The organism is Granulosicoccus sp. 3-233, from assembly GCF_052681095.1.
The window spans coordinates 447,326-471,895 of the sequence record NZ_JBQYLE010000004.1 but is presented as its reverse complement, the minus strand read 5'-3'; the positions used below and the strand labels follow the sequence as shown (position 1 = coordinate 471,895).

At 59.0% G+C, this 24,570-nt stretch carries 12 protein-coding genes; 1 reads left to right on the top strand and 11 read right to left on the bottom strand.

Annotated elements, in window-relative coordinates; translation table 11 throughout:
• Positions 1-56: 56 nt before the first annotated feature.
• Complete coding sequence (locus tag ACUNV4_RS13940; protein ID WP_430879176.1) at positions 57-1,283, top strand: DUF4340 domain-containing protein; 1,227 nt, start codon at positions 57-59, stop codon at positions 1,281-1,283.
• Positions 1,284-1,560: 277 nt separating this feature from the next.
• Here the strand turns inward: ACUNV4_RS13940 and ACUNV4_RS13935 are convergent, their stop codons facing one another.
• The 11 genes from ACUNV4_RS13935 to ubiA all read right to left on the bottom strand — a co-directional run bounded on the left by ACUNV4_RS13935 (position 1,561) and on the right by ubiA (position 24,500).
• Complete coding sequence (locus ACUNV4_RS13935) at positions 1,561-2,088, bottom strand: peroxiredoxin-like family protein (RefSeq protein ID WP_430879175.1); 528 nt, start codon at positions 2,086-2,088, stop codon at positions 1,561-1,563.
• A 201-nt stretch (positions 2,089-2,289) separates the two neighbouring features.
• Complete coding sequence (locus ACUNV4_RS13930; RefSeq protein ID WP_430879174.1) at positions 2,290-3,354, bottom strand: cobalamin-independent methionine synthase II family protein; 1,065 nt, start codon at positions 3,352-3,354, stop codon at positions 2,290-2,292.
• A gap of 153 nt (positions 3,355-3,507) precedes the next feature.
• Positions 3,508-8,244, bottom strand: coding sequence for a DUF6923 family protein (locus ACUNV4_RS13925; RefSeq protein ID WP_430879173.1), 4,737 nt, complete (start codon positions 8,242-8,244; stop codon positions 3,508-3,510).
• A gap of 30 nt (positions 8,245-8,274) precedes the next feature.
• Positions 8,275-10,959, bottom strand: a complete 2,685-nt coding sequence (locus ACUNV4_RS13920) for a hypothetical protein (RefSeq protein WP_430879172.1) — start codon at positions 10,957-10,959, stop codon at positions 8,275-8,277.
• Positions 10,949-11,515 carry an OmpA family protein gene (locus tag ACUNV4_RS13915; RefSeq protein WP_430879171.1) on the bottom strand — a complete coding sequence of 189 codons (567 nt, stop codon included), beginning with the start codon at positions 11,513-11,515 and terminating at the stop codon, positions 10,949-10,951. The genes ACUNV4_RS13920 and ACUNV4_RS13915 overlap by 11 nt, the downstream gene beginning before the upstream one ends.
• A gap of 13 nt (positions 11,516-11,528) precedes the next feature.
• Positions 11,529-17,624: a hypothetical protein gene (locus tag ACUNV4_RS13910; RefSeq protein ID WP_430879170.1), complete on the bottom strand. Its 6,096-nt coding sequence runs from the start codon at positions 17,622-17,624 to the stop codon at positions 11,529-11,531.
• A gap of 148 nt (positions 17,625-17,772) precedes the next feature.
• Positions 17,773-20,793: a hypothetical protein gene (locus tag ACUNV4_RS13905; RefSeq protein ID WP_430879169.1), complete on the bottom strand. Its 3,021-nt coding sequence runs from the start codon at positions 20,791-20,793 to the stop codon at positions 17,773-17,775.
• A gap of 214 nt (positions 20,794-21,007) precedes the next feature.
• Positions 21,008-21,499, bottom strand: coding sequence for a hypothetical protein (locus ACUNV4_RS13900; RefSeq protein ID WP_430879168.1), 492 nt, complete (start codon positions 21,497-21,499; stop codon positions 21,008-21,010).
• Between the two features lie 114 nt (positions 21,500-21,613).
• Complete coding sequence (locus ACUNV4_RS13895; protein WP_430879167.1) at positions 21,614-21,793, bottom strand: hypothetical protein; 180 nt, start codon at positions 21,791-21,793, stop codon at positions 21,614-21,616.
• A gap of 47 nt (positions 21,794-21,840) precedes the next feature.
• Complete coding sequence (locus ACUNV4_RS13890; protein ID WP_430879166.1) at positions 21,841-23,625, bottom strand: GTPase; 1,785 nt, start codon at positions 23,623-23,625, stop codon at positions 21,841-21,843.
• Positions 23,625-24,500 carry a 4-hydroxybenzoate octaprenyltransferase gene (ubiA, locus tag ACUNV4_RS13885; protein WP_430879165.1) on the bottom strand — a complete coding sequence of 292 codons (876 nt, stop codon included), beginning with the start codon at positions 24,498-24,500 and terminating at the stop codon, positions 23,625-23,627. The genes ACUNV4_RS13890 and ubiA overlap by 1 nt, the downstream gene beginning before the upstream one ends.
• Positions 24,501-24,570 lie beyond the last annotated feature (70 nt).

The following is a 24,570-nucleotide window of genomic DNA, read 5'->3' as shown; positions in this document are numbered from 1 at the left end:
CAAACGCAAACGCAAACGCAAACGGAAGTGCAAACGGAAACACAACCGAGGAGAGCGTGGCGCTATCGGAACAGAGTACAGACCGCGATGCACGGCATGCCAGCTCAGCGCCGTTGAACGCATGGCGCAGGACGCTGGCAGCGAGTCGCATGCTGCAGGTGCTGGGCGTGATACTGGTGGCGCAGCTGTTACTCGCGGGTGGGCTTTATTGGAATGCCGGGCGTGACGCTCATTTCGTGGTGGCCGAGCAGCTGCTGGCATTCGATGAAAGCAAGGCTGATACGCTTCGGATCGATTCGGCGGACGGGGCTCTTGTATTGAGTCGCACAGACGGTGGTTGGCAACTGGAGGGCGAACCGGTGTTGCCGGCAGATGGTTCGAAGGTGGATCAATTGCTGACACAGCTGGCCGGCCTGAAAGCCGGCTTGCCCGTGGCGACAACGGCGGCAGCACGTGAGCAACTCGACGTGGCCGAGGATGACTTCCAACGGCATATCACGGTCCTGCAAGGCGATCAGACACTGGCCGATCTGTATGTAGGCACGTCTCCCGGTTACCAGCGCGCCCATGTCAGGCGTGCCGGTGATGTTGCCATTGTGGCGGCCAGTCTGAATGTCTACGATGTGCCTGAGGATGTGGACGGATGGATGGATAGAGATCTGTTGTCATTCGACGATGTTTCACGCATCGAGACTGAAGATTTCACGTTGTCCAGAGTTGATGAAGACTGGACGATCGAAGCACCGCAAACGCTGGTGACTGATCATCAGGTTGCCAGGGAACCCCTGGACAAACTGTTGAAGAGTTTGCAGGAGCTGCGAGTCACCGGCCTGGCAGAGGATATGGAGAATCAGGATGATGTCTTGACGGCAGATGCGGCAGATGCTGTCAGTGAAGACCCTGCGAGCGGCGAGAGCGGCGAGAGCAGTGAAACAGAAGACACCTCGGTCATCACCTGGACAGTTACCGACAAGGGGGCTGAGCCACTGACATTGACTCTGTCGAAACAGGGCAATGATGTGACAGTGGAGCGCAGTGACTGGCCGTTGACTTTCAAATCGTCAGCGACGGTGTTCGATGCGCTGAATGATATCGATCCGGCTGTGTTGCTACCCGAAAGACCGAACGTGGACGAGAATGCAGAGCAGGGGAGCGCGGCAAACGAGACTGTCGACAGCGATGCCACTGCGAGTGAAGGCGCTGCGGCGAGGTCTGCCGGGCAGTCGGATGCCACTGATGAGGGTGCCGGGGATTCAGCACCCGCAGTGATGTCAGCGGAGTAGGCTTTACCACCTACTGCTTGCTTTCTTGGAGCGCCGGCGCATCACCGCGTCGGCGCTCTTTCAGGCTACTCAGGAGGCTTCGCCGGGTTCAATCGGCATGGGCGTGCCTTGCACTGTCAGTAGAGTCTGTCGGGATCAGGGTAGAGTCATCCTAACCTGACCTGACCTGACCTGACCTGACCTGACCTGACCTGACCTGACCTGACCTGTGACTGACCTGTGACTGACCTGTGACTGAGCTGATCCCGATCCCGATCCCGAGCTTCAGGCAAGCAGACTACTGATGAGTACCCCTGATCGGATAGTCATTGGAGCGGATGAATTCTATGCCGTTCACCAGCGATTCAAGATCCGGACGAGAGAAGGGAGCATTGGAAATGTCGACCATCTGGACGGTTCCCTTGTCGTTGATGAGAAACATACCGGGCTCTGCGAAAGGGCGATCGGTTTCTTCGGGGGAGCGAGGGTCTGAGATGTACAGGCCAAGTGCCCGCATCTGCTCGATGCTCAGGCCGTAGCCAATCTTGTACGAAGGCTTGATCTCCGCCATCTGTTTTTCCACCTTCTCGACCGGATCGGCGGAAACGGCTACCAGATCGACCTTCAATTCAGCCAGTTTGTCCGTGAATTCCTTCAGCTCTGTCAGGTACTTCGCACAGATCGGGCAATGTTTACCCCGGTAAACCACTACCAGTTTCCAATCATTGGGAGCATCGGCTTTACCCAGCACGATTTCGCCATCGTTCAGGCTCGAAACAGTCAAATCAGGGAAGGTATCGCCGGCTGACAGTTTGAATTCTTTCATCTGATTCCTCTTGAGTCATGGAAAGTAGTGATGGTAGTCGTTCCGTGCGATGCAATGGCTCTCCGGCAATTGATACAAATCTCTGGTATGCCCGGTATGCCCGGTATGCCCGGTATGCCCGGTATGCCCGGTAAGCCCGATAAGCCCGAAACGTGGCACAAGCGCTGTCTCTGGCTGTGGCCGGATCATCAGTTACAAACGTCAGATACCCAGCTCCTCCGAGGCCAGGCGCGTACCTTCGACGCGAGCTGTAATCTTGGCAAAGGCGGTGTCTCTGGCTGTGGCCAGATCATCGCCGAAAGGAGAGAAACCACAGTCGTCAGTGGTGCCCAACTGATCGGCAGGAATGTGCCTGGCAGCATTCATGACTCGCTCCTTGACGGTCTGCGCAGATTCCACAGTGTTGTCTATGACATCGATGACGCCAATGAATACTCGCTGATTCGCCTTGATGCTTCCGGCGACAACGGACAGTGCTTCATCCGGCGTTTTCTCCGACGCCATCTGCATGTAGAAATTGCCGACATCCAGATCCATGAGCATCGGAATCAGCTCACGATAGTCGACATCGGCGCTGTGAGTGGAGTTGTGATCGCCACCGGGGCATGTGTGTACACCGATACGTTGTCGCTCTTCAGGAGTGAAAGCGGCGAACACACGATTGTTGAGGTCGATGAATTGTTTGAGCAGGCCTTTGCTCGGATCAAGCTTGACCGCCAGTCGCCCTTCGGTAAAGTCCACTTGCACCACTTCCGCGCCGTTGTCGAAGCATGAACGAATGTCGGCCACTGCTTCGGCAATCAGGTCCTCGATGAATTGTGGCTGCGAATAATCCGGTATTCCACCCTCCGGGTACAGCAAAGACATGGCAGAAGCCGAAATGACGGCCTGTTTGAGCGGCTTGCTGGCAAATCGTCCGGCTCGCGGTAGATAGCTTCCCGCGTACAGACCGTATTTGAAGGGACCTCTGGTCAGGCGCGGCAATTGTCGGGTATGACCATCCGAAAACGGGATGATCACGCCATCAGGTGCCAGGTTGTCGAGGCCATCCATGAGATAGGTGGCGAAGCTGGATTTGGCCTGCTCGCCATCAGAGACAATGGGAGAGCCTGTCTTTTCGAATCGAAGGATCGTGTCTTCGACGGCGTCATCAAATGCCTTGTCCATTTGCTCCTTTCCGATCTTGCCTGCGGCAAACAGTTGAACGGTGGCTTGCAATTCAGGAGATCTGGGCACACTGCCCACAGGCTCAGTAGGAAGGTTCATTTCGCTGAGTACATCCAGGCTGTATGGGAGTTCGAGTGTCCCATCATGACCGTGTGCTCGTCAAAGTCCAACGGTTATCCTGCCATTGCCGGAAAAGACGGAGGGGTGGTCAGCTTCCCTGGCCAGAGTGAGGTTGATATCGCCGGCCGCTACTCATTCCACCACCGTATCGAACTGCACTTCACCGCCTGCACCCGGGGCGAGCGAGCCGTCAAAGGACCACTGGATGTTTCCGAAGTAGCCGCTCTGGTTGCTGACAGGTGACGGTGACAGCAGGGAACAGCCCGTGAGTGTGACAGGCAGTGACCCCGGGCAACTGATGGCAGAATTCAACAGGGAAAAGGCGGGAGTTCCGTCGTTGATACGCAGTTCGGTCAATGGGCCAGTACCGGTATTTTCAAAGCGTATGATATAGCGCAATACATCACCGGGCAGCGCGTTACCCCCGATGGCGCTCTCTCCACTGCCTTGGGTGACATTGACGACCACCTTGCGCAATACAAGTTTGCCACTGGCGCTGCCGCTGACCGGGATGGCATCATTGACGCGCTGATCGCTGACGATACCGTGACCATTGGCAATGGGGTCACTGAACACCGACGTCGCCACCAGTCCATGCGTTGCCAATGCACCGGAGGGAGCATTGGCAGGCACCGAAACCTTGACCAGCAGGCAGAGTACCGACACGCCATCGGCTGACACGGCGGTGGCACCCGTCAGCAACGTATCGCCACTGCCCGCCTGGCCGTCGCAGTCGTTGTCGCGGTAGAGCGTACGTGTCCAGCCATCGTCAGCAGGGTCATTGACGCTATCGACAAAGGCGAAGCTGACACTGGCGCTGCTGTCTGCACGAAATACATGCGCCAGGGTGACGGCAGAACCCGCTGTGGTGCTGGCGGTCTGATCCGGCTCGAGAATCGGCTCTTTGATCAGCCCGAAATTCAGGCCGCTGTAGTCAGTGGCAGAAGCCGGCGTAAAGGACAGTTCACCATCGGTGACAACAGGGTTGCTGGAACCACTGTCCCCGCTGCTCTCGCTGATGAGGAGGTAGCCGTCTGGAGGCATCATGTGAATGGTGATCGGATCATCGGGCGGGACATCCAGGGTGAAACTGCCATCGGCTGCCGTCAGAACGCTTGTCAGCACCGCGTCACCGTCAAGCGGGTCGAGTGCTCGTACGTCGATTCCGCCGTAACCTTGTTCGCCACCATTGACAAGTCCATCGTGTGGGGTTCCCCCGGAACGGCCGTTATCGACGAATACGCGACCGGACACCGAGTCGGTGAAAGAGATGGTGAACTGACTCGGGTCATTTTCGTCGGAATCTCCGCCGCCAGCGATATCTTCCGTCGGATCTCCGTCATTGTCGGCATCCGGATTGGTACCATCATCCGACAGGTCCACCACACGGGTGCCGATCGGGCTGTCACCACCGGCATTGGCCTGATTGCTGTAGACGCCCATGCCGCTGCCCAGATCGGCGGCGTTGGTGACCGTGACTTCGATCCGTATACGCGCCATGGCACCGACCACCAGTGTATTGTTGGCGGACGTGTCCAGTATGCCCGTCTGCGCACCGCTGCCCGTGAACCCGGCGTTCAGGGTCAGGGTACCGGGATCGGTGATGAAGACAGGGGCTGCGCTGACTGTGTAATTGCCCGCTCCGAACACCGCATCCAGATCATCGGTGAGTGTCACGTCACTCAGGTCGGATGCTCCGGGGTTTTCCAGCACCAGGTCAAAGGTCACGACCGTGCCATTCACGGCGGCAGCCTTTGCAGCACCGATCAATGGTCTGCCAAGGACGGTGATGGGCGTTGGGTCGGCGAATGGTCCAGTATCAGGCAGATCCGACAATAGTGTCGTGCCGAGATCGAACGGCAGGTTGCTGAGCAATGCCTGGTTGGTGACAATCCCTGCGGGGAAATCGTTCGCGAATTGCACGTCGATACTGATTTCATCGACAGAATTGGCCGGAAGCACGAGGCCCGACAGGGTCAGTTCCCCGATGCCATCGTAGGCATTGGCAGAGCCGCCCAGAGGGTTCTGCAGGCTGCCGCCGACGTAGCTACGTCCATCCACCAGTGTATCGCTCAGATCGAAACTCAGTGCGGCATTGGTCTGGTTGACGATGCTGAACACATAGGTGGCCGTGTGACCGGCCTCTACCTGCGGTGTTGTTACCGTTTTCTCGAAATCCACTCCGTAGTTGCAGCTTGCCCCATCGTGCAGTGTGGCAGCGCTGCCATTGGCGACGAAGCTGGTGGCGCCGGTATTCAGGTCGACTTGATAAAAGGTTCCATCGTCGGTGCGCATGTACAGGTCGTTGCGACTGTCGAAGAACAGGCTGCCGACTTCACCGGCAAAGCTCCCGCCGATGTCATTGACTGCGCCGCTGTCCGGGTCGATGGTCACCAGCCCGCCAGATGTCTCGTAGGCGTAGATGGTGCCGTCTTCATGCACCGCGATGTCCTGGATGTCACGGCCATGCGTCGCCCGAGCCATGACCAGAGTAGGGAAGGTGGTCACATCCACTGTCATGATCTGCGACCGTTCGTCCAGGGGGGAGGTACCGCCGGCGTCGGTGATGATGTAGAACAAGCCATCCTCATCAAAGGCACCACCGCGAAATCGTGTATTGATGGTAGGCATGTAGGCCAGTGTCGGGCCGGGTTCCGCGATGGCCAGGTCGGTGATGGCACCATTGCTGTCGATGCGCAGCAGGGTGCCGGTCAGCGAGCTGCCAGGCGTCGAGTCCGTGACGATGGCATACAGGTAGTTGTCAACCGAGTTGTAGCCGAGCGCATTGAAGGCATAGCCTGACGTCGGTGCATAGCCGGAGCCCGAAAACTCCTCCAGTACGTAAGTGTCGCTGTCACGATTGACACGGTAAAGTCTTGTCGACAGGCTGCTGCCCGCGTCGACATAAAATGTACTGCCGCACTCGAAGGGCGGTCCGGACGCTGCAGGCACCACCGTCAGGGTTGCGGTATTGCTCGCAGGTCCGATGCCTGCCTGCAGAGAGCCAACCCCGCTGGTGGTGTTCGGGTAACTTCCCGGAAGGCTCGACTGCACATCGATCTCTATCGTGCAGACACCGCTGGCTGGCAGAGTGCCATTGATGATGTCGTAATCGGATCCGAATTGCACAGTCGTGGGACCGGGTGTGAAACCGGTACAACCGGTGCCACTGACACGCACAGGCGTGGGCAGTTCCGCCAGCACCAGGCCGGTTGGCAATGTATCGGTGAAATTGATACCGGTAAGAGGAGTGGCACCGTTATTGGTGATCTCGAAACTCATGGTGGAGGTTGAACCCACGGTCACCGTCTCAGGGGTGAATGACTTGGAGATCGATGGCCGGGCTTCATCGCTTTCAACAATGGATACGGCAATCGGCTCGGGTGACACACTGTCGCCATAGGCGTAGGTATCGATGTAGGCCGCATTGCCGAAACTGCTACTCGAGAATACCCCCCAGTTGTGATCCGCGTCGTAGGTGCCGCTGACATTGAAGGCATCCGGTTCTGATCCGTTCATGACGGTGTAATCGTCCCAGTAATTGAGCGTGGGAATACTGGAAAGCGACGAAATGGCCTCCTTGATCTTCAGACCGACACTGTTGGGTCCGCCGCTGGTTTCCACGTCGGCCGAGACGAAATGAAACTCACCGGCACGCAAGGTCATTCGCGATGAATAGCTGCCAACGGTCATGGCTACACCGTTGTTGTCGGTGCCGTCCCAGTTCACCAGGTTTTCCCCGAAGACGGCGTTGCCGCGCAGGAATATATCGCCAATGCCATAGAGGCCGTCCGGTCCTCCACCGGCACCGTCATCTATGTCGATGATGATTTCGTAGACGGCGCTGGACGTCGTGTTGGTCGTGAAATGGAATGTGCCATAATCCTGGTTGCCCGTCGTGTCTCCGGGGGAGATGGTGGCATCGGTACCATCCGAATCGATGAAATAGTAGTTGCTCACGATCAGCGAATTGACAGGTCGCGGAAAGCTCTTTGCAGGATAGGCGACGTAGATCGGGTACAGGGCGCTGACTGAATTGTCCGTGTAAGGTACGCTGATTCCTGCCACGATGTCGCCTGCGGCATTGGGGCTGTCAACACCGATATCATTGGCCTTCAGTGAGTAGACATACCCCGCGAAGTTGTTCAGATCCAGTTCCCAGATGTAGTAGGTGCCGGAGAAACCGCCATCGGAAACGACGAACAGATCTGCATCGGTGGATACGGATTCAACGAAATCACCGGCATTGAACTTCCAGAAGGTCGACCACAGGCGGCCACCATTGGCGCGTGGATCGATCGTGTCCGAGCTGCTGCCCGTGACGGTGATGTCAACACGATTCATGATCGAATTGTCAAGGTTGTACAGACGAACTTCATAGGTGCCCGATGTACTGGCTTGATACTGGAACGGGTTGGTGATCGCAGGGTCGAATGTTGTATTGAAGTCGTCTGCGCAATCAAGGTTCTGCTGATTTGCCGTGCGGCTTGCAGGGGCATGAACAAGGGCGCCCAGGGGGTTGTAGATCTGAACAACGACCCGGTCGTTGTTGGTGACGCCGCAGGCGTGGATATTGATGAATTCACCGGCTGCCAGGATGTCGACATACAGTCTGTTCGAGCCATCGTTCAGATTGGTATTTGCCAGAGGTTGATCATGTGTGACTCCCTCGAACAGACCGAGCTGCCACGAACCTTCGGCCAGGGCGCTGCCCACAGGCAGCAGCACAGAGACCAGCAACAGAAAGACATACTGCCTGAAGTATCGAACGACTCTCGGCATACCTGCGGGCAAGGCGCGCCTGGCTGTTGATGCAGTACTGCGCTCGGCAGGCGTCCCGTTCCCCTGGAAGGGATTTGCGTGAATCATGGCAGTGTCATTACCGGCGGTCGCCATGCGTCACTCGATCAGAACGGTAAAGATGAGTTGCACACTTTCGCCTGGTGCAACCGTTGCGACCTCGCCGGTAATCAGCCCGGTGCCGCCTGCGGCTGGTTCGGTAATCGTGCAGGCAGCTGCCGAGCACACGGCAGAGGAGTGATAGAGGGTGAACGCCGGTGTCGCATCCTGAATGATGGCGTTGTAGACGGGTTCCACCCCGGCGTTGGTCGCCGTGAGGCGATACTGCACGCAATTGTTCCCCGGTTCCACGGCGAAGGGCTGGCGGGTATGGGGGCCTTCAAGTACGCCATCGCAGCCGAGGTCGGGCGCCTGCTCCTTGACGATACCGATGTCACCGGCATCGACCAGGGTGACATCGTTCACCGCGATGCTATCCGCTCCACTGTTCCAGCTGGCCTGCAGACGTGTAGTGTTGCGTGAACCAGGGCTCGCCGTGCCAGGCGCCGTAACCTTGACGAAAAACACCCTTGTCGTATTGGCCGACAATGCAGCAATGCTGTCGATCAGGGTGTCTGCGGCATCGAACTCACCATTATCGTTGCTGTCCTCGTGAATCGATGAGCTCCAGCCTTCCGCCGCCAGTGTGTCGACACTCGACAGCTCGATTGCATTGATGGTGGCATTTCCCACATTCTTCAATTGGTGGGTATAGACGATCGCCCCACCGGGCTCGAGCTGGCCATTGCCATTCGGTTCCAGCATCAGAGCGGCTGCGTCCTTGACTGACACGGCATCGTGCAGAACGTCGAGTGCCCCGGTGGCAGGAGATCGAATTCTGAAGTACAGACTGACATCACCGGGCGCCTGCCCGGCAGGTACACGGACATCGGCGAGCATGCGCGCCGAGGCGCTTGCGGCGATGTTGCCCGTACTGGATATGACGGAACCATCCTCGGCAAGAAAGCTGACGGTCCAGTCCGGGGGCAGCGTCACTGTGGCAAAGCTCGGATCGGTACTGACAGCCAGATCGTAACTATCGTCACTGCTGCCGATATTGGCAGCATGCAGGGTGAATCGCGTGCTTGCTCCGGGGGCTACTGAGTGGTTCAGCTGAGCCGTGGCTTCCGGCCCGGCACCTTCGCCCAATGCGCCTGGTTCGCCGGCTGGTGCATCATTGGTCAGGTCCACCGAACTGGGCAGAATCTGATCCAGATGATCAGTGACATCGTTGGTGACACCCGGGTCCGTGGTGGACCGGGCACGCTTGCTGACATCAAACCCGGCCCCCGCGTTATCGCCGTGGACGGTCGGGGGCAAACCAGCCCTGAGAACAACGCGGTAGCTGCTGCCGGCTTTCAGCGGGCCGGTATCGGGTATGCCGTTGCCACTGCTGTCGACGAGGGGGGTGAGTCCATCGGCCTGAAAAAGCTGGAAAGACGTGCCCGTTGGAAATGTCGAACCGGCGCTGTCGATGATGATATCGATGATGTCGCTGCCGTTTCCCGTATTCCATATGATATTGTCAAATGCAACCGAGGCACCTTGATAGGCACTGTTCTGCACGACCGGTTCTGCCGTGCCATCCGCAGCGTTTGCCACGGAGCCGTTGGCAACGATGGCAACCTGCTGTGCAACCCGAAAGGCCACACTGTTGGAGTAGACACGAGCAGTTGTACCGGTGCCATCGTCGAACTCGAACTCAGCGGTATTGATCAGTTCGGAGCTGGCCAGGCCGGCATCGATATCGACGTCGAATGTCAATGTGCCGCTCTCACCGGGCCCGATCTCGTTCAGGATGGCCGTTACCTGATTCGCACTGCTGCTGTCGCTGTCCTGCCAGGCTTCTGCCAGGCCTGTGCAGCCCGCCTGGTAGGCACAGTATCGAATGGTATCCGGGGCAGTGCCCTGGGAATCGAGGGCATCTGCATCACTGAGCACCAGGGATCCCGTGACACTCCAGCGAGCGGAACCGGCGATGTAGCTCATCCCCGCCGGCAGTGCGTCTACCAGTGTGACGTCCGACGCACTGGAGTCGCTGTCGTTGCGATAACTCAATGTGACGGTGAAGGGGCCATCGGGTGAATCGCCACCGAGCGTACTCAACGATTTCACCACGTCGATCAATGCGGCATTGCTGACCGTTGCGGTATCCGTATTCGATTGGCTCTGGAGTGCATCGAACGTGCTGCTGGCGACAATGTCGATACGTCCCGAGTCCGTTGCACCGGCCGTGCCCGGAACGGTTGCGACTACCACGAAGTGGAAGGACTCCCCGGCTGCCAGCGTCGGAGAGAGCGTGAGTGCCACTGCATCATCAGCCACGCCGTTCTGGTCGATGTCGGCGAACATCGCCATGGAGCTGAAGTCGAATTGATCGCCGACGGCGCTATCGCTGGCGGACAGGGAAAACGTATCATCGCCGTTTCCGGTGTTGGTCAATACATGCGGAAAGGTCACCTCGCCACCGCTGTCGATGAGTTTGCTCTGATCCTGAGTCAACTGGACGCCGGCGGCCTGCTGGACAACCGTCTCGAGAATATTCGAGGTCGTGAATCTTTCCACTCCGCTGGCGTCACGATAGGTGGCGCTGGCCTGATTGCGTATCACACTGCCTGCGGCGGTCGCCGCGTGGACGGAGGAGGCTGCCTGTAGCAGCAAGGCAGGCACGAGCAGCAGCAAAGCGCTCAGGCGCAGCCGTGCCCATCGAGGCGAGAACATCCGGGCGAACGACTCAGTCTTCATCGGGAGCCGTGACCGTGAGGGCAAGTGGGTTGCCGTTCACGTCCAGAAGCATCAGTTCGACACGGCGGTTCTCGGGCACTCGCGCTTCCGGTCCTGCCAGCTTCAATGGCAATCCTTCGCCCAGAGGCACCTTGTCCATCCGGCCGGAGTCGATGCCCTGAGAACGCAGGTAGTCCACCACGACCTGAACACGTCGTGCGGCCAGTCTTGCATTGAATGCACGAGCTCCGCTGGCGTCGGTGAAGCCGCGCACGCTGACGCGAAGTTCGGGATAGCGATGCAGCACGAAGACATCCCGATCAAGTCGGTCTCGGGAGGCTGTACTCAGTACGTCCTGTTCAATGTCGAAGCGGACGACTGGCTCCCATATCAGCGCTTCATTTCTGGATTCCTTTCTGGCGATCTCATGGACCACGAGTTCACCGCTGGGCACCTGCTCCAACGCAACGCGACAGGATTGCTTGTCATATTGTGCGTAGAGTTCCTCGGTGGTGGCGCAGCCATGCATGCCGGGCAGGACCGATAGCAGGAGCATTGGCAAGAACGATCTTTTCATGCTGTGTGTTTCCTCATTCCTGCAGCCACCTGAAAGCCTTGTCATCGAACTTGTAACGCATCCCGAGCCGGATGCCGCGAGCGTCATAGCCCTCCGGATCGAGATCCTCTTCGCGAAAGCCGATGAAGTTGTAACCGATATGCAGTTGCAGATTGCGTTCCAGCAGGTAGGACAGGGCGGCACCGAAGGAATGTCGTCTGCTACGCCGACCCGTGATCAAGGCGCCGGTACGCAGATCGACATTCCAGCGACGATCGATGTCCCAACTGGCACGGATATCTGCAACCCCGGCAGCCGTCGAGTAGTCTTCGCGTTTCAGGAAGGCGTTCTGCTGTTTGGCACCCAGGCGTCCGCTGAGAATCAGACGAGGGCCTATCTGGACGTTCTGATGGGTGGACAGTACATGGACATCCCTGTCGCGCGTATCGTCTTCGGCGCGTTCCACTTTCCAGGTGTACTGAAACAGCATGTGGTGACGGTTATCCAGCCTGGGACGACGTGCCAGACTCGCCGTGAAGGCGTGTCTGAGATCCATCTGACCGATGTCCGAGGTCTGGCGGGTGAAATCCTCGCGCAGCAGAGCAGTCCAGTTGAGGTCGAGGCGTGCCGCATAGCTGAGTCGCAGGCCGATATAGTCGCTGGCCGTTGCCTTGCGGTATTCTGCCCGGCCGGTGAGTTTGGCGTTCCGGTTGCGAAGGTCTGTCGCGCCGAGAGATACGGCAACGCCGTCACTGCTGTTGTCTCCGCTCAGGGTATCAACGACTTCGATGGACGGTGAGATCGTGACACCGGGAGTGATCTCGTAGTTTCCCCGCACGCCACTGCCGGTCTCCAGGTCACGGCTGTCGATACCACCACGCAGGCGGTATTCGGAATACAGCCGAGTACTGGGAATGATGTCCGATTCTCCGCCAATGGCGAAGGATTCGGTGTTGCGAGTGCCGCCTGAGGTCGTGAAATCGTAGATACCGTTCTGACGCTCGTAGCGGGCGTACAGATGCGCATGATCGTGTACCTGCAATTTGCCGGAAAAGCCGAGACGATTGCGTGACATGCGTCCGATGTCCTGCTCGTATTCCAGGCTGGCAGAACCTGCTCTGTTGCCCAGATGAAAGCGTCGTTCAACGCCGCTGATCGCCGTGTTGAAGCGCTCTGATGAACTTGATGTGCGCTGGCGAATATGCCGGGTACCGCCGCGCAGCGTCCAGTCACCCATGGACTTTCGCAATGTGATGCCAATGGCGCTGCGCAATTCCCGGTTGGATAATGATTGACTGTGAGTGCCTTCCATATCGGCCCGCAGGGAGTCACTGAGTTGCTGACGGTGATCGATGCGCAGTTCCTGTCTGCCCGCGGCAATACCTGCTCCCGGGTTGGTGAAGTTCTCGTCGGCATGTGCCAGCGTCACCGAGGTGCGTCGTTCGAACTGGCGAGATCCCCAGGTGCGTTCGACCGAGATTCGTTTTGCCGTACCCGGGCCACGCTCATCACTGTGGGTCATGCGCGCAAGGCCGACGCTGATGTCGGTATTCTCATCGGGGCGGTAGTCGATGTAAGCACCGCTGAGAACACTGCTGTCGTCCGGATTGCGGTCATCGGTATGGCTGATCCCTGCCAGCAAGGAGTCACTCAGTGCGTGCTGCACTCGAACACCAGCGACGGTATGGGACTCCCCGCCGCTTTCCAGGTCATAGCTCACACGGGCATAGACCGGATTCAGTTCCTCGTCAAAGCTGGGGATCGGTCGGTCGAATGTCAGCTGACCGCTGATGGAGTCCAGTACATAGTCCCCGAAGCGTGTCAGGCGTTGCGCCGAAAGCACCAGTCCCGGGTTTTCCCGGTCGCGCACGATCAGTTCGACCACTTCACTGTTGGGGACGATCGGCGCTGCTCGGAGGCGAAACAGCATGGCCGTACCGTTACCGCGGATTTCTTCGGAGCTGCGGGTGTCCTCGGGCCGTGCCGCAAACAGCTGAATGCGTGTATTGCCATTGTGGTATTGACTGTTGAAGCCGGTCATGACCCGTTGCACACGAGCCAGATCACCAACATCGGAATTGGCATCGGTCAGATAGTCACCCCACATGACACTGTTCTTGCCGCGCTCGAGTCTGGCGTAGAGTCTGGAACGACTCTGTGCTTCGTAACCGCGTATCGAGGCGTCTCCGTGGATGGGATAGTGTGCGTTCGGGTTGATATCACGCAGCAGATCGGTTTCTTCATCCTTGTCGGAGTCATAGGCCAGGGTCAATTGAGCGTTACCCTTGACACGTCCCTTGAGAAACATCGACAGACTGGCGTCCACCGAATCCTCATCATCGAGCCCATCTGCCTGATCAGTCGGCGTAAAGCCATGGCCCGTGATGCTGCCCGAGTTCACGCCCAGTTCCAGCAGACCGATACCGAACAGCGGGCGCAACGCAGCCACCTGGTAGACACGCATCTCGGCTGCCATGTCATTGGCCTGGGCACGAACGATGACAGTCCCGGTGAATTCGGAACTTCTGAGGTGGGCCACACCGCGACCATTGACTACCCGTATCTGATGGCCCGGCTCGTTATCCTGAATGTCCTCCTCCAGCCAGTTGTTCTGCCGGGACCCGTTGGCTGACAGCGTGACAAAATGAATGCCCTGAGCCGGGTAGTCGTTATCGTCGAGAATGTTGATATCGATTGGTAGAAGGGTACGACCGCCGTCGGCAGGCAATGTATCCTGGCGCGCTCGCAGCACCATCCGTGTACCCATTGTCGGGCGCTTGAATTGCTTGCGTGCCAGAATTCGCGTATTGCCGAAGCTGTCGGTGCCGCGCACTTCCAGCCGGTTCAGACCAGATCGCAGGGTCACGCCGTACCAGGCTACGATCTGGGCCGAGGCGCTGCGATTCTCGATGCGCTCACCAATCTGCGATTCGTCAACGGGTTTGCCGTTGACGAACAGCATCGGGACAACGCCTGCTCGCACGACGGCCACAAACCTGCCGTCCAGGCTGGAATCACCTCGCGGCCAGAGCCAGGTGCCGGTTCTGGCCTGCTCAGTGGTAATGGTTTCGGCCGCGAGTTCTGGATCCATCATGTCATCCGTGGCAGCCGGTGACACCGGATCGTTCGCTTGCCGGCTGCCGGCCTCGGGCGAGGAGCTGTTTTCCAGGGGCCGGTTACTGCGGGTCCGGCCCGCATCCGGACCGTTGAGAATTCCGTTGGACAAGTCGCCGTCGATATCGGCATCGCGCGCACTTTCGTTGCTCACATTGTATTCTTCGCTCTGGTTGAATCGCTCGGCCGCTCCCAGCAACCAGTCACCATCCATTATTTCATTACGTGCCATGAGCTGATCGAACACCTTCTCGATGTCCGTCTGTGGGCAGCTGGCAGCGAAGTCTGCGCGATGAAAGTCGCCTGCGGACAGCTCGACAAAGCGGCTCTCGCCGTTCGCTGCATTGGCGTTGTCAAGAGGTTTCAGCAGCAGGCCGGACGGCAGGCTCAGAGGGTCGACACGTAGCGCATGCAAGCCCGGTTCAAGACCGTACAGGCTGTACTGCCCGTTTTCATCGGTAACGGCGAAGGTGCCATCATCCAGGTAGAGCTTGATGCCCCCGATGGGCCACTCGGCATCGTTTTGCAGGTTGTTGCAATCGGCATCGACATACACCTTGCCGAACAGTGCAGCACGATCCGACAACACGCCGGTCTGACGAATCCTGACACGTGCTCGACTCTCCGCAGAGAACAGTTGCACGCCGGAATGGGTGCGACCGGTCGCCTGGGCCACATTGATTCCGTCGCTGTCGATGGAACCTGCCGTGGCCTCCAGAGCGTACGTCAGTTCGTGTTCGATGCCGGGCTCGAGCGTGCCGATCGGGAATTCCAGGTCCGGCCCCGGTGCTCCGTCGAATTGCGTGAATTCTTCACCATTCAGGTTCATGGTATTCGGGACCAGCTTGAAGCCATAGGGCAGGCGGTCGAACACGACGACGTTGTACTGTTCCTCTTCGCTCTGATTGCGCACGCGCAGGGAATAGGCAATCACGTCACCGGGTTCCGCTTCGGACTGCAAGGCCCGCTTCTCGACCACCAGACGCATTCCACGATTGGTCGGATCCAGGGGAATATCGTACAGAGGGGTGGCTTCTCCTTCGGGCACCGTGAATATTCCGCCAATGCCCGCAACCTGACTGCCTGAACCATAGGAATGCCGAGTCACGCCATAACTGGTGAACTGTTCCGGTGGTACATCGGACGGGAACAGATGGGTCGCGGGTGGCTCTACCCTGACGTAATGGCGTGTCCCGGACGGGAGTTGTGGCACCCTGTACCGGCCATCGGCATCGGTCAGCATCGTCAAGGGCGTGCCGGTGACGAGATCTTCGGCGATTCTGTCTCCTGCCCTCACGCTGTTGCCACTCATCTCAATGATGGCCACGGTAGCGTCGGCGATGGGTGCCAGCGTGTAGGCATCGAATACCGTGCCAAAGGGATCGACGATGACCGTCTGGGTCAGCGAGATACCAATACCCGAGTCATCGTACAGGACTTGCAAGGTGTCGTTCTCGATACTCTGCAGGACGCAGGAAGGCTCGATGCTTTCCAGGTCGACAGCCGGTGCAATCGGCAACTCCGACCCTCCCGGACAGTAGCGCCCATCACCGGATCGGGCGGCGCTGAGGGTAATCGGGCGGATGGTGCGATAGATGCCGGAATTCGGCGCAGTTTCAACCATGATCACCTGCAGGGAATCACCGGTACCGGTGGAGCGAAGTGTGACCACGACATACGCGCCTTCGCCATCATTGTTGATGAAGGCCGTGGGGTCGATATCGGCTGCGCTCAATTCGATATAGAGACCATCGCGAACAGGGTCATAGCCCTCGTCGTCGTTGTCCAGACGGTAGGAACCGGATTCGACAAAGTCCTGATCGGAGTTGAAGTCGGGAGCTTCCCCCGCGCGACGCAGGTGACTGGCTGGTTGGATGAATCTCAAGGTGGCTGGTGATGCCGCACCCAGATCGACCGGGTCCGTGGTGACTCGGTTGCAGACCGAATTGGACTCGAACTCATTGACTCCGTCGCCATCGATATCGATCCATGCGACGTTTTCGATCAGACGACCGGTCAGGTTGTTGTCCCGGGCTTTCAGGGAGAATGCGACGTGGCCACTCTGTCCGGGGCTCAGATTGTCAATGGGGATGTACAAGGCCAGATAGAGAACCGAATCCACCCCATTCCAGTTCTCCAGACGAGTCCAGCGATCGCCGTCGCCGGGACGTTGTATCAGGGGAACGGCCTGTAGTGGGGTGTGGGAAAGCGACTGCTTGTCAATGAAGGTGGTTCCGCCGGGTATGCGGTCGACGATCAGAATGCCCCGGGTCTTGATGCCTTCGATATCCAGTACACGGCCTTCGGCGAGGCGATTGCCGCTATTGGTGAAATCGATCCGGTAGTCGATGACTTCACCGGGATGCAAGTCGGCCGTGCAGGCAATGTTGGAAGACTTGTTCAGAGTCACGAAGGCACCGTCAGTGACCGTGATGGTATTGATGCTCTTCTTTGGTGACCCTTCGCCACTCAGTGGTTCGACGTGCAGCTCGATCCTGAAGGTCTCTCCCTGTCGGGAGTCGGTAGGAACACTGCCGACAATGACCAGCTGGAACACCCCGCCCGGAGGCAGGGTTGTCGTATCTGTCAACAGGGGTTCGCCAGGATCGGCTATGCCATTACCGTTGGTGTCGTGATGAACGCGCATGTTCTGCAGTTCTCCACTGTCACCCGAGAGGTCTGTTGCCGACACCCGGTAGCGATCCTCGGCGTTGCCGTTGTTGTAGATGCGCCCGGGCAGGCTGACGAACTTGCCAGCATGCGCGGTGGTATCGAGCCCATCGTCCAGTGCAAACCGATAGACGCCTGCTATCGTCACAGTCGCGGCATTGGATCGGGTGTGAGCGACCAGTCCGGAAGCCGTGTCGAACCAGCTGATATCGGCGCGATTGCGTATCGATGTACCGGGTTCGGATGATGCTGCTCCTGCCGCGGACGCAACAATGACCAGAACGAGAGACACAAGCGTCAGCAGCGGTGAAAACCGCTTGAGTGGTGCTGAACCTGGGACCTTCATCGTGTCTCTGCTAGTCTGTATGCCAGATGGGCAGGCGCCAGCGCTCGCCAGAGCTTCCGAGTCGGATTGCCCTGGACAGTCGTCCGTCCGTGAAGACGGACGCAAGCCTGCTGTCGGAGGAGCCGGGGCGGGAGCAGCCCGGAATATGTCAGTCCACTCGCACAACGAATTGTGCTGTCGCCTTCTCGCCGGGGACCAGAGTGCCTCCCTGGCCACCTGCCGGGTTGGATCCCGTGCCGGCATAGAAGACCAGGCTGGAGCCGCTCTTGCCACCAGCATCATCATTGTCGGCGTCGGTCACAGCCGCCGGTGTACAGCCATTGCTCAGACAGTACTTCATGAGTCCGCCGGCTTCAAAGGTGGTGAAGGCGGTGACGCTGTCTCTGATGGTCACGTTCCTGGCGTCGACATCGCCCTGATTTTCAGCGACAAGCCGCCAGATGGCGCACTGATTCGGTTCGATCTCCACTGATTGCACGATCTCGAAAGGCGAGTCGGGATTGCCGTCACAGTTGGTATCGACTGCCACTGTCTTGACCAGTCGTATCTGCCCGTTGATGACATCACTCTGGAATGACACGGAGGTGCTCGGTGAACCAGCGGTGGCGTCTGTGTTGGTGGCAAGCAGGGTCATGGTGTCTACCTGTCCCGAGGGTGCCGTACTCGGTGCAAACACGGTTGTCAGCAAGGGAATGGCTGCACCCGGCGGCAACACCAGCTCCGGGTTGCCATCGGTATCGCCATCCAGCACATCGATGAGAAGCAGAATGCCATCGGCTTGCAGTACGGAGATGGTCGAACCCACGACAAGATTGCCCAGCACCGTATCCGTCACGCCATCACCGTCTGTGTCGATGGCTACCGTATTGTTGAAATCCGGCTGGCTGTTGCTGGTGGTGAGCTCGAGCGTTTCCTCGGAGTTGCCATTGTTCGCCAGAGTTGCCTGATAGTCCACGGTACCACCGGGTTCGACCTGGTTCGACGCACTGGGCGTGAATGCGACCGCACGACTGGGTACGACATCAATGGCTTCGAGCAGGACATCGGTTGCACCCGAGCTGGCGGAGATGATTCGGAAGAACAGGGGATAGTCACCGTCACCGTCGGCATTGCCATCGATGGTCTCGTCGGAGGCATCCACATCGTTGTCGGAGGAATGATCCGCAGCGGCAAGAGCAGCCTCGGCGGGCAGGGTGACGACAGCAAAGTACTCGAAATCCGTCGAGCCGCCGGGCAAGGTCGGTGTGGAGGAGATGGCCGGTCCGGTCGGTGCGCCGGCACCATCGCTGGCAAAGAACTCGACACTCCAGCCTTCCGACAGAGCGCCCAGTGCCGCGCCATCCCAGCTGGCGCCGACCGACAACTGGAATGCGTCGGAAACACCGCTGACATTGTCTATGTACAGAGGAATGGTCACCGTCTCACCCGCGTTGGCGGTGACGGTGCTGACCGGCAGGTAATCGGGTGTGCCGATCGGATCTTCATCGGCGCCGAGAGTACCGCCGGTGGCGCTGTGCAGATCCGAACTGGCCGCGACGATATCCAGCAAGGACAGGAATACCGGATCGCTGGCCGGTGGCGCCGACGGATCGGAGGATGAACTGGCCGTGATCGTTGCCTGATAGCCGGCACCACCGTTGTCGCCGGATACGCCCTGTGGAAGCTGAGCCCGTACTCTGAAGCTGCGAGAGCCACTCTGGGCTATGACGCCCGAGTCAACACCGCCGAAACCGTTGGTATCGGTCAACTGCACCGAGCCTGTACTATCGAGAAACGTGAACACCGTGCCGGTCGGAAATGTTCCCGGTGCGGCTGCCAGTTCGAAACTGTCGTCACCGTTGCCGTCGTTCGACACGACGAGATCGAAGAACACGACGCCTCCCGAGGCGGCCGAATCGACTTGCTGATCATCGTTGACAGTCGCGTCATCATCACCGCCATCGTTGACGCCAGCGCTGGCGCCAGCACCGGTATCGGCGAGTGTCACGGCATAGTCCTGAGAGACGACATCGGAGGTCGTATTCGAACTGACCAGGGTATCGGAGGTTCCACTGTCATTCGTATCGGCGCTGACATAACCGACGTTGTCGATGGTGTAACCACCACCGAAGGCATCCCGGTCATAGCTGACGGTGAATGTCATTGAAACCGTGGCATTCGGCGCCAGTTCGGCATCGATGGCGTAGACGCCGGCGACGGTCGGATCCGTGGTGTCGCCATCCGTATTCAGGTCGATACCCAGGCCGGTCTCTCCACTGTCGGCCACATCGCCGTCACCGTTGAAATCCAGACCAGCGGATTCCACGAAATTGGCTGTACTGCTTGCAAGGGTGTCACCATTGGTGGTGAGCAGGCCGGAGACGGATGAGCTGACATAGGTGGTTCCGGCAGGCAGGCCGTCGAACAGAATGACATCCCTGGCTGCCGTGTTGCCGTTGTTGCTGACGGTAATGGTGTAGCTGATCTGGTCATTGGCGGTGTCGTGCGAAGAGGTCTTCGTGGTCACGAGAACTGCATCACCGGTTATCGTGATCAGTGACTCGTTGGTTCCATCAGTGCCGTCACGGCCCTTGCCGGTTGTCAGGTCGGTGACACTGCCCACTACCGCCGAGCCACTGCCTTCCTGTGCCGTGGCCGAGAGGGTCACGCCCAGTGTGTCGACATCGGTGGCCGTCGTCGGCACGCGAACTGCCACGACAAGGCTGGCATCTTCATCCGCAGCCAGTGTCAGTGATGTAATGGCAGGTTCGCCAGAGTCGGGTTGACCATTGCCATTGGTATCACGATAGACAGTGATATTGTCGGCATCGATCGTATCCGCTACGGAAATGTCGTCGACCGCGCTGACTTCGAACGTGTCGGAACCATTACCGGTATTGCTCAGTACATACGGCAGGTAGACGGTCTGCCCCGGAGCACCGGTGGTATCGATGTCGGTACCGACTGTGGCAAAGTAGACCTGAGCGACCGTCACGATCGCTTCGTTGGATTGCGCGCGGTAGGTGTTGCCCGCAGAATCTTCGTAGGTGACCGTGGCGAGGTTCTTGATCTCGGTTCCGGCTGCAGTTGCAGCAAGCGCGGACGAAGCGCAGGCTGCCATGGTTCCCGCGACTGCCGAAGCAGCGCATGCTTGCGCCAGCGGTCGTAGTCGGAATTTCCTCGGGTTCATGTGGCTTTCTCTTTATCGTATGTGAGCTGAATGGCGTGTGCGAACGATCGGGAAGAGCACTTTTCGGCAAGCTGGTGTGTGTTGTCGGGTAGTCATGCGGGAATCTTCCGTATCCCTTTGCCGCCCTCGTCGTGCGAGACCACCATGTCAATGGCAGGCGTCTGCGGTGTTGTCATTGCTGCCAACATGGACTGTCAGCGTGCGAGGGGCACTGTCAGTCGACAGTCACTCGATAGGCATACTGCTGTGTTCCACCTTCCCCATCGAGTGTTTCCACTGCTGCCCAGCGAACATGGGTGTACTGGGAGGGTGGAATGACGACCTGTTTCTGACTGCCATCGGCCTGCGTCTCGATACGCAATACGGGTTCCGATTCGAACGTTCTGCCGCCGTCAACACTGACTTCGAAACGAGATTCTGCGTTGCTGTTGGCAGAGTCGCTGACAAAGGTGGTGTTTGCCGGAATCGGATCAACGATGCTCATGCCGCTGACTTCGGATTTTCCGTTGTTGACGAATATCAGGCGGTATTCCATCAATTCGCCTGGTCTGGCCTCTGCCGTTGGCTGAATGATCTCCTTGCCGTCTGCATCAACGGTGACTGTATAAGCCGAGATGTGGCCACTGACGGGACCTTCCGCAAGTGACACACTTGCAAATACAAAGGTGCTGGCAGCGAGCAGGGAACGAAGTAGCTTGGGTTTCAATGGAACTCTCCTGAGTTGGTCTGGCCGCCAGGGCAGACTCATGTCATCCTTGGCGATGAAGTGCTGCTACCGAAGTAGCAGCTCACAGGCCATCCCGGGGGTTATTGAAACCTGTTACGAAAATGACGCGGCCATCATGCAGGAGGTGCGAGGGACGCCATTGCAGCTCAGCATCAGCGGCGCCAGCGGCTTCAGCGGCTTCAGCGGCTTCAACGGCTTCAACGGCTTCAACGGCTTCAACGGCTTCAACGGCTTCAACGGCTTCAACGGCATCCGCAGTGCCAGGCCAGTCATATGTCCGGAGTCATGCCTTCGAGTGGCAGGCGGCTCGTTGCCCGCGCTCATCCACCCTGTGCAGTCAGCTCGGCCAGCAGTTGCGGCTCCAGTTGCTGGGCGTACAGTTCATCGGCAGGCAGCGTGGTGCTCAGACGCAGCAGCTCTGCGGCCAGAATTCCTTGCAGCAGTCGCGTGTTGATGTGCTGACGCTGACGTTCTCGCAGCTCTGCCTTGATGGTATCGAGGTACTTGCCCAGAGCGCTTTCGGTCAGCAGCGTCGTGACCGAGAGCATGGCGGGTGCCAGCACCAGGTCGGTAGGCGCCAGGCCGCCGGACTTCACGGCCAGGGCCACACCGGCAGCATCGGCCGTGGCACGGGCGGCACGCAGGGAGTTGAGCAGGGCAGGCTGTGCCTGCAACTGCACATAGAGTTGCTGGGCCGCAGCCTCGATCTGCGGTTCGAACTCCTTGCGTATCTGTTCGGCCTCTGTCAGGAAAGTGTCCCGGATAGACGCTTCGCGCTGCCGGAATTGTCGAGACAACGCGCTCCAGAATGCCTGTTGGCCTCCCGATTGGCTGCGCCCCTGTCCCTGATCGAGCAGAGTACCCTGCAGACTGACCAGGGTGCTGTCGAGAATGCGTTGCAGTGTCAGTACTTCCTGGTCCACCGGCGCGGTGGAGCGCGATGAGCCGGCATGTCTGTCGATGGCATCACGCCCCACGCCGAGCAGCTTGCGGGCGGGCCAGGTGACCAGTTGCCGGGTGCGGCTCAACATGGGAGCCAGTCCCGGTATTTCCAGCAAGCTCAGCAGCTCGGCCAGAGCGCGATTGAAGGTGTCGTACTTGTCCGGATTGTTCAGGTAGTCGCGGGAGTACTGATCTTCCGCCTCGGTCATGGCGGCGCTGATCAGTGTCTGCCAGTCACTGGCCGCTCGTCGCTCTTCTGCCAGTGGAGCGAGCCATTCCTGGCGATGGAGCTGCATGAAGGCCTTCGATGCGCGCATGGCAGCAGCGCGGTTCACCTGACTTCCCAGATCTGCCAGCACCTGATGCAGTTCCTGCAGGCGCTCGGTTGGCAGGGATACTCGCTGACCCGGTGTATTGCGAGCAACGAATGGCAGCAGGATGATAGGCGGCAAGGGTGTGTCGAACTGCTGTGCATGGCGAGCGCTGAATGCCTGCTGCACTGCCTGTTCGTCCTGAGGGTCGAGTTTGTTGATGCACACCAGCAGCGGCAGAGCCAGCGGGTGGATCAGCTGCAGCATGTCCCAGACGCTCTTGTCGCCATACTTGTCCTTGCTGACCATCAGCACGACGATGTCGGCAATGGCCACCGTGTTCATGACGGCACGCTTGTAGGTGCCAGCGTCGATGGAGTCGAAATCGGGGGTGTCCCAGACCACGGCCTTGTCCAGCAGAGCGTCCGGCCCGCCAGGTACCGATTCCAGGACATAGGTATCCAGCTCGGTGGCACTGAGCCGGGTGGCCGGTACGCGCTGCAAGGGGTCCATCATCGGGGTGAGCAGCTGCAGCTCGTCTTCCGTGTAGCCGCGTGCATAGCCCTGGGCATGCACGGTGAAGCCGGCCAGAGCACTGATGGAGGCGGCTTGCGTGTCCAGCAGCAGGTTCACCAGCGTGCTCTTGCCCGATTGCGTGGGGCCGATGATGGCCACTTGCAATGCGTGCTCTGGGTGCTCGCGATTCAGCCGGCGCTTGTCGACGATGGCATCGGCCAGTTGCAGGCTGTTGAGCGCCTGCAGCGCTTCAGGGCCGGGAGGGGAACTCTGTCTTGCCAGCACCCTGGCGTGACGTTGCAGCAGCTGCGAGATCCATTGGGTCGAGTCAGTCATCAGGGCGCGATGGCGAAGTCCAGTACCAGTCCTGCAAACACGGTCATTCCCAGCCAGTTGTTGTTGAGAAAGGCTTGGACGCAGCGTGCCGGTTTGCGTTCCCGGGCAATCCACAGCTGGTAGCCGATGAAGCCGGAGGCTGACAGCAGGCTCAGAAAGTAGACAATGCCTCGTCCGTCCTGCCAACCGATGACGGTCAGCAGCACCAGAACGCTCACCTGCAACAGGCCCACGATCAGGAGGTCGTGGCGTCCAAACAGAATGGCGGTCGACTTGATGCCGATCTTGAGATCATCATCCCGGTCGGCCATGGCGTACAGGGTGTCATAGGCCAGTGCCCACAGGATGGCCGCCAGATACAGCCACCAGGCCTGCGCCGGTACCGTATTGGTCTGCGCGGCGTAGGCCATGGGGACCGCAAAGCCGAAGGCAGCGCCCAGCACGATCTGCGGCCAGTGGGTGAATCGTTTGGCGAAAGGGTAGGCAATGGCCAGGGCCGCCGCAAGCAGCGACAGGCCGATGGTCAGGGCGTTGGTCAACAGCACGAGCAGGAACGCCAGGCTCAATAGCACGGCGGTGCTCAGCAGCGCGTCACGTGCGCTCAGGGCACCGGTGGCCAATGGTCTGCTGCGGGTTCTGGCGACGTGGGCATCGAAGTTCCGATCGGCGTAGTCGTTGATGGCACAACCCGCCGAACGGGTCAGCACGGTTCCCAGAATGAAGATAAGCAACACATCCAGGCGAGGGATACCCTTGGCAGCAAACCAGAGCGCCCATAGCATCGGCCACATCAGCAGGTAGATGCCGATGGGGCGATTCAGCCGGGTCAATGCAACGAAGTGCGGTAATTTTTGTCCGAAGTCGGTGTAATTCAAGGCCACGCAAGTCCGATCAGGTGTGGGCCTCGGTATAGTAGCCCGAATAGACAGGGTGTGACCGTTCGCG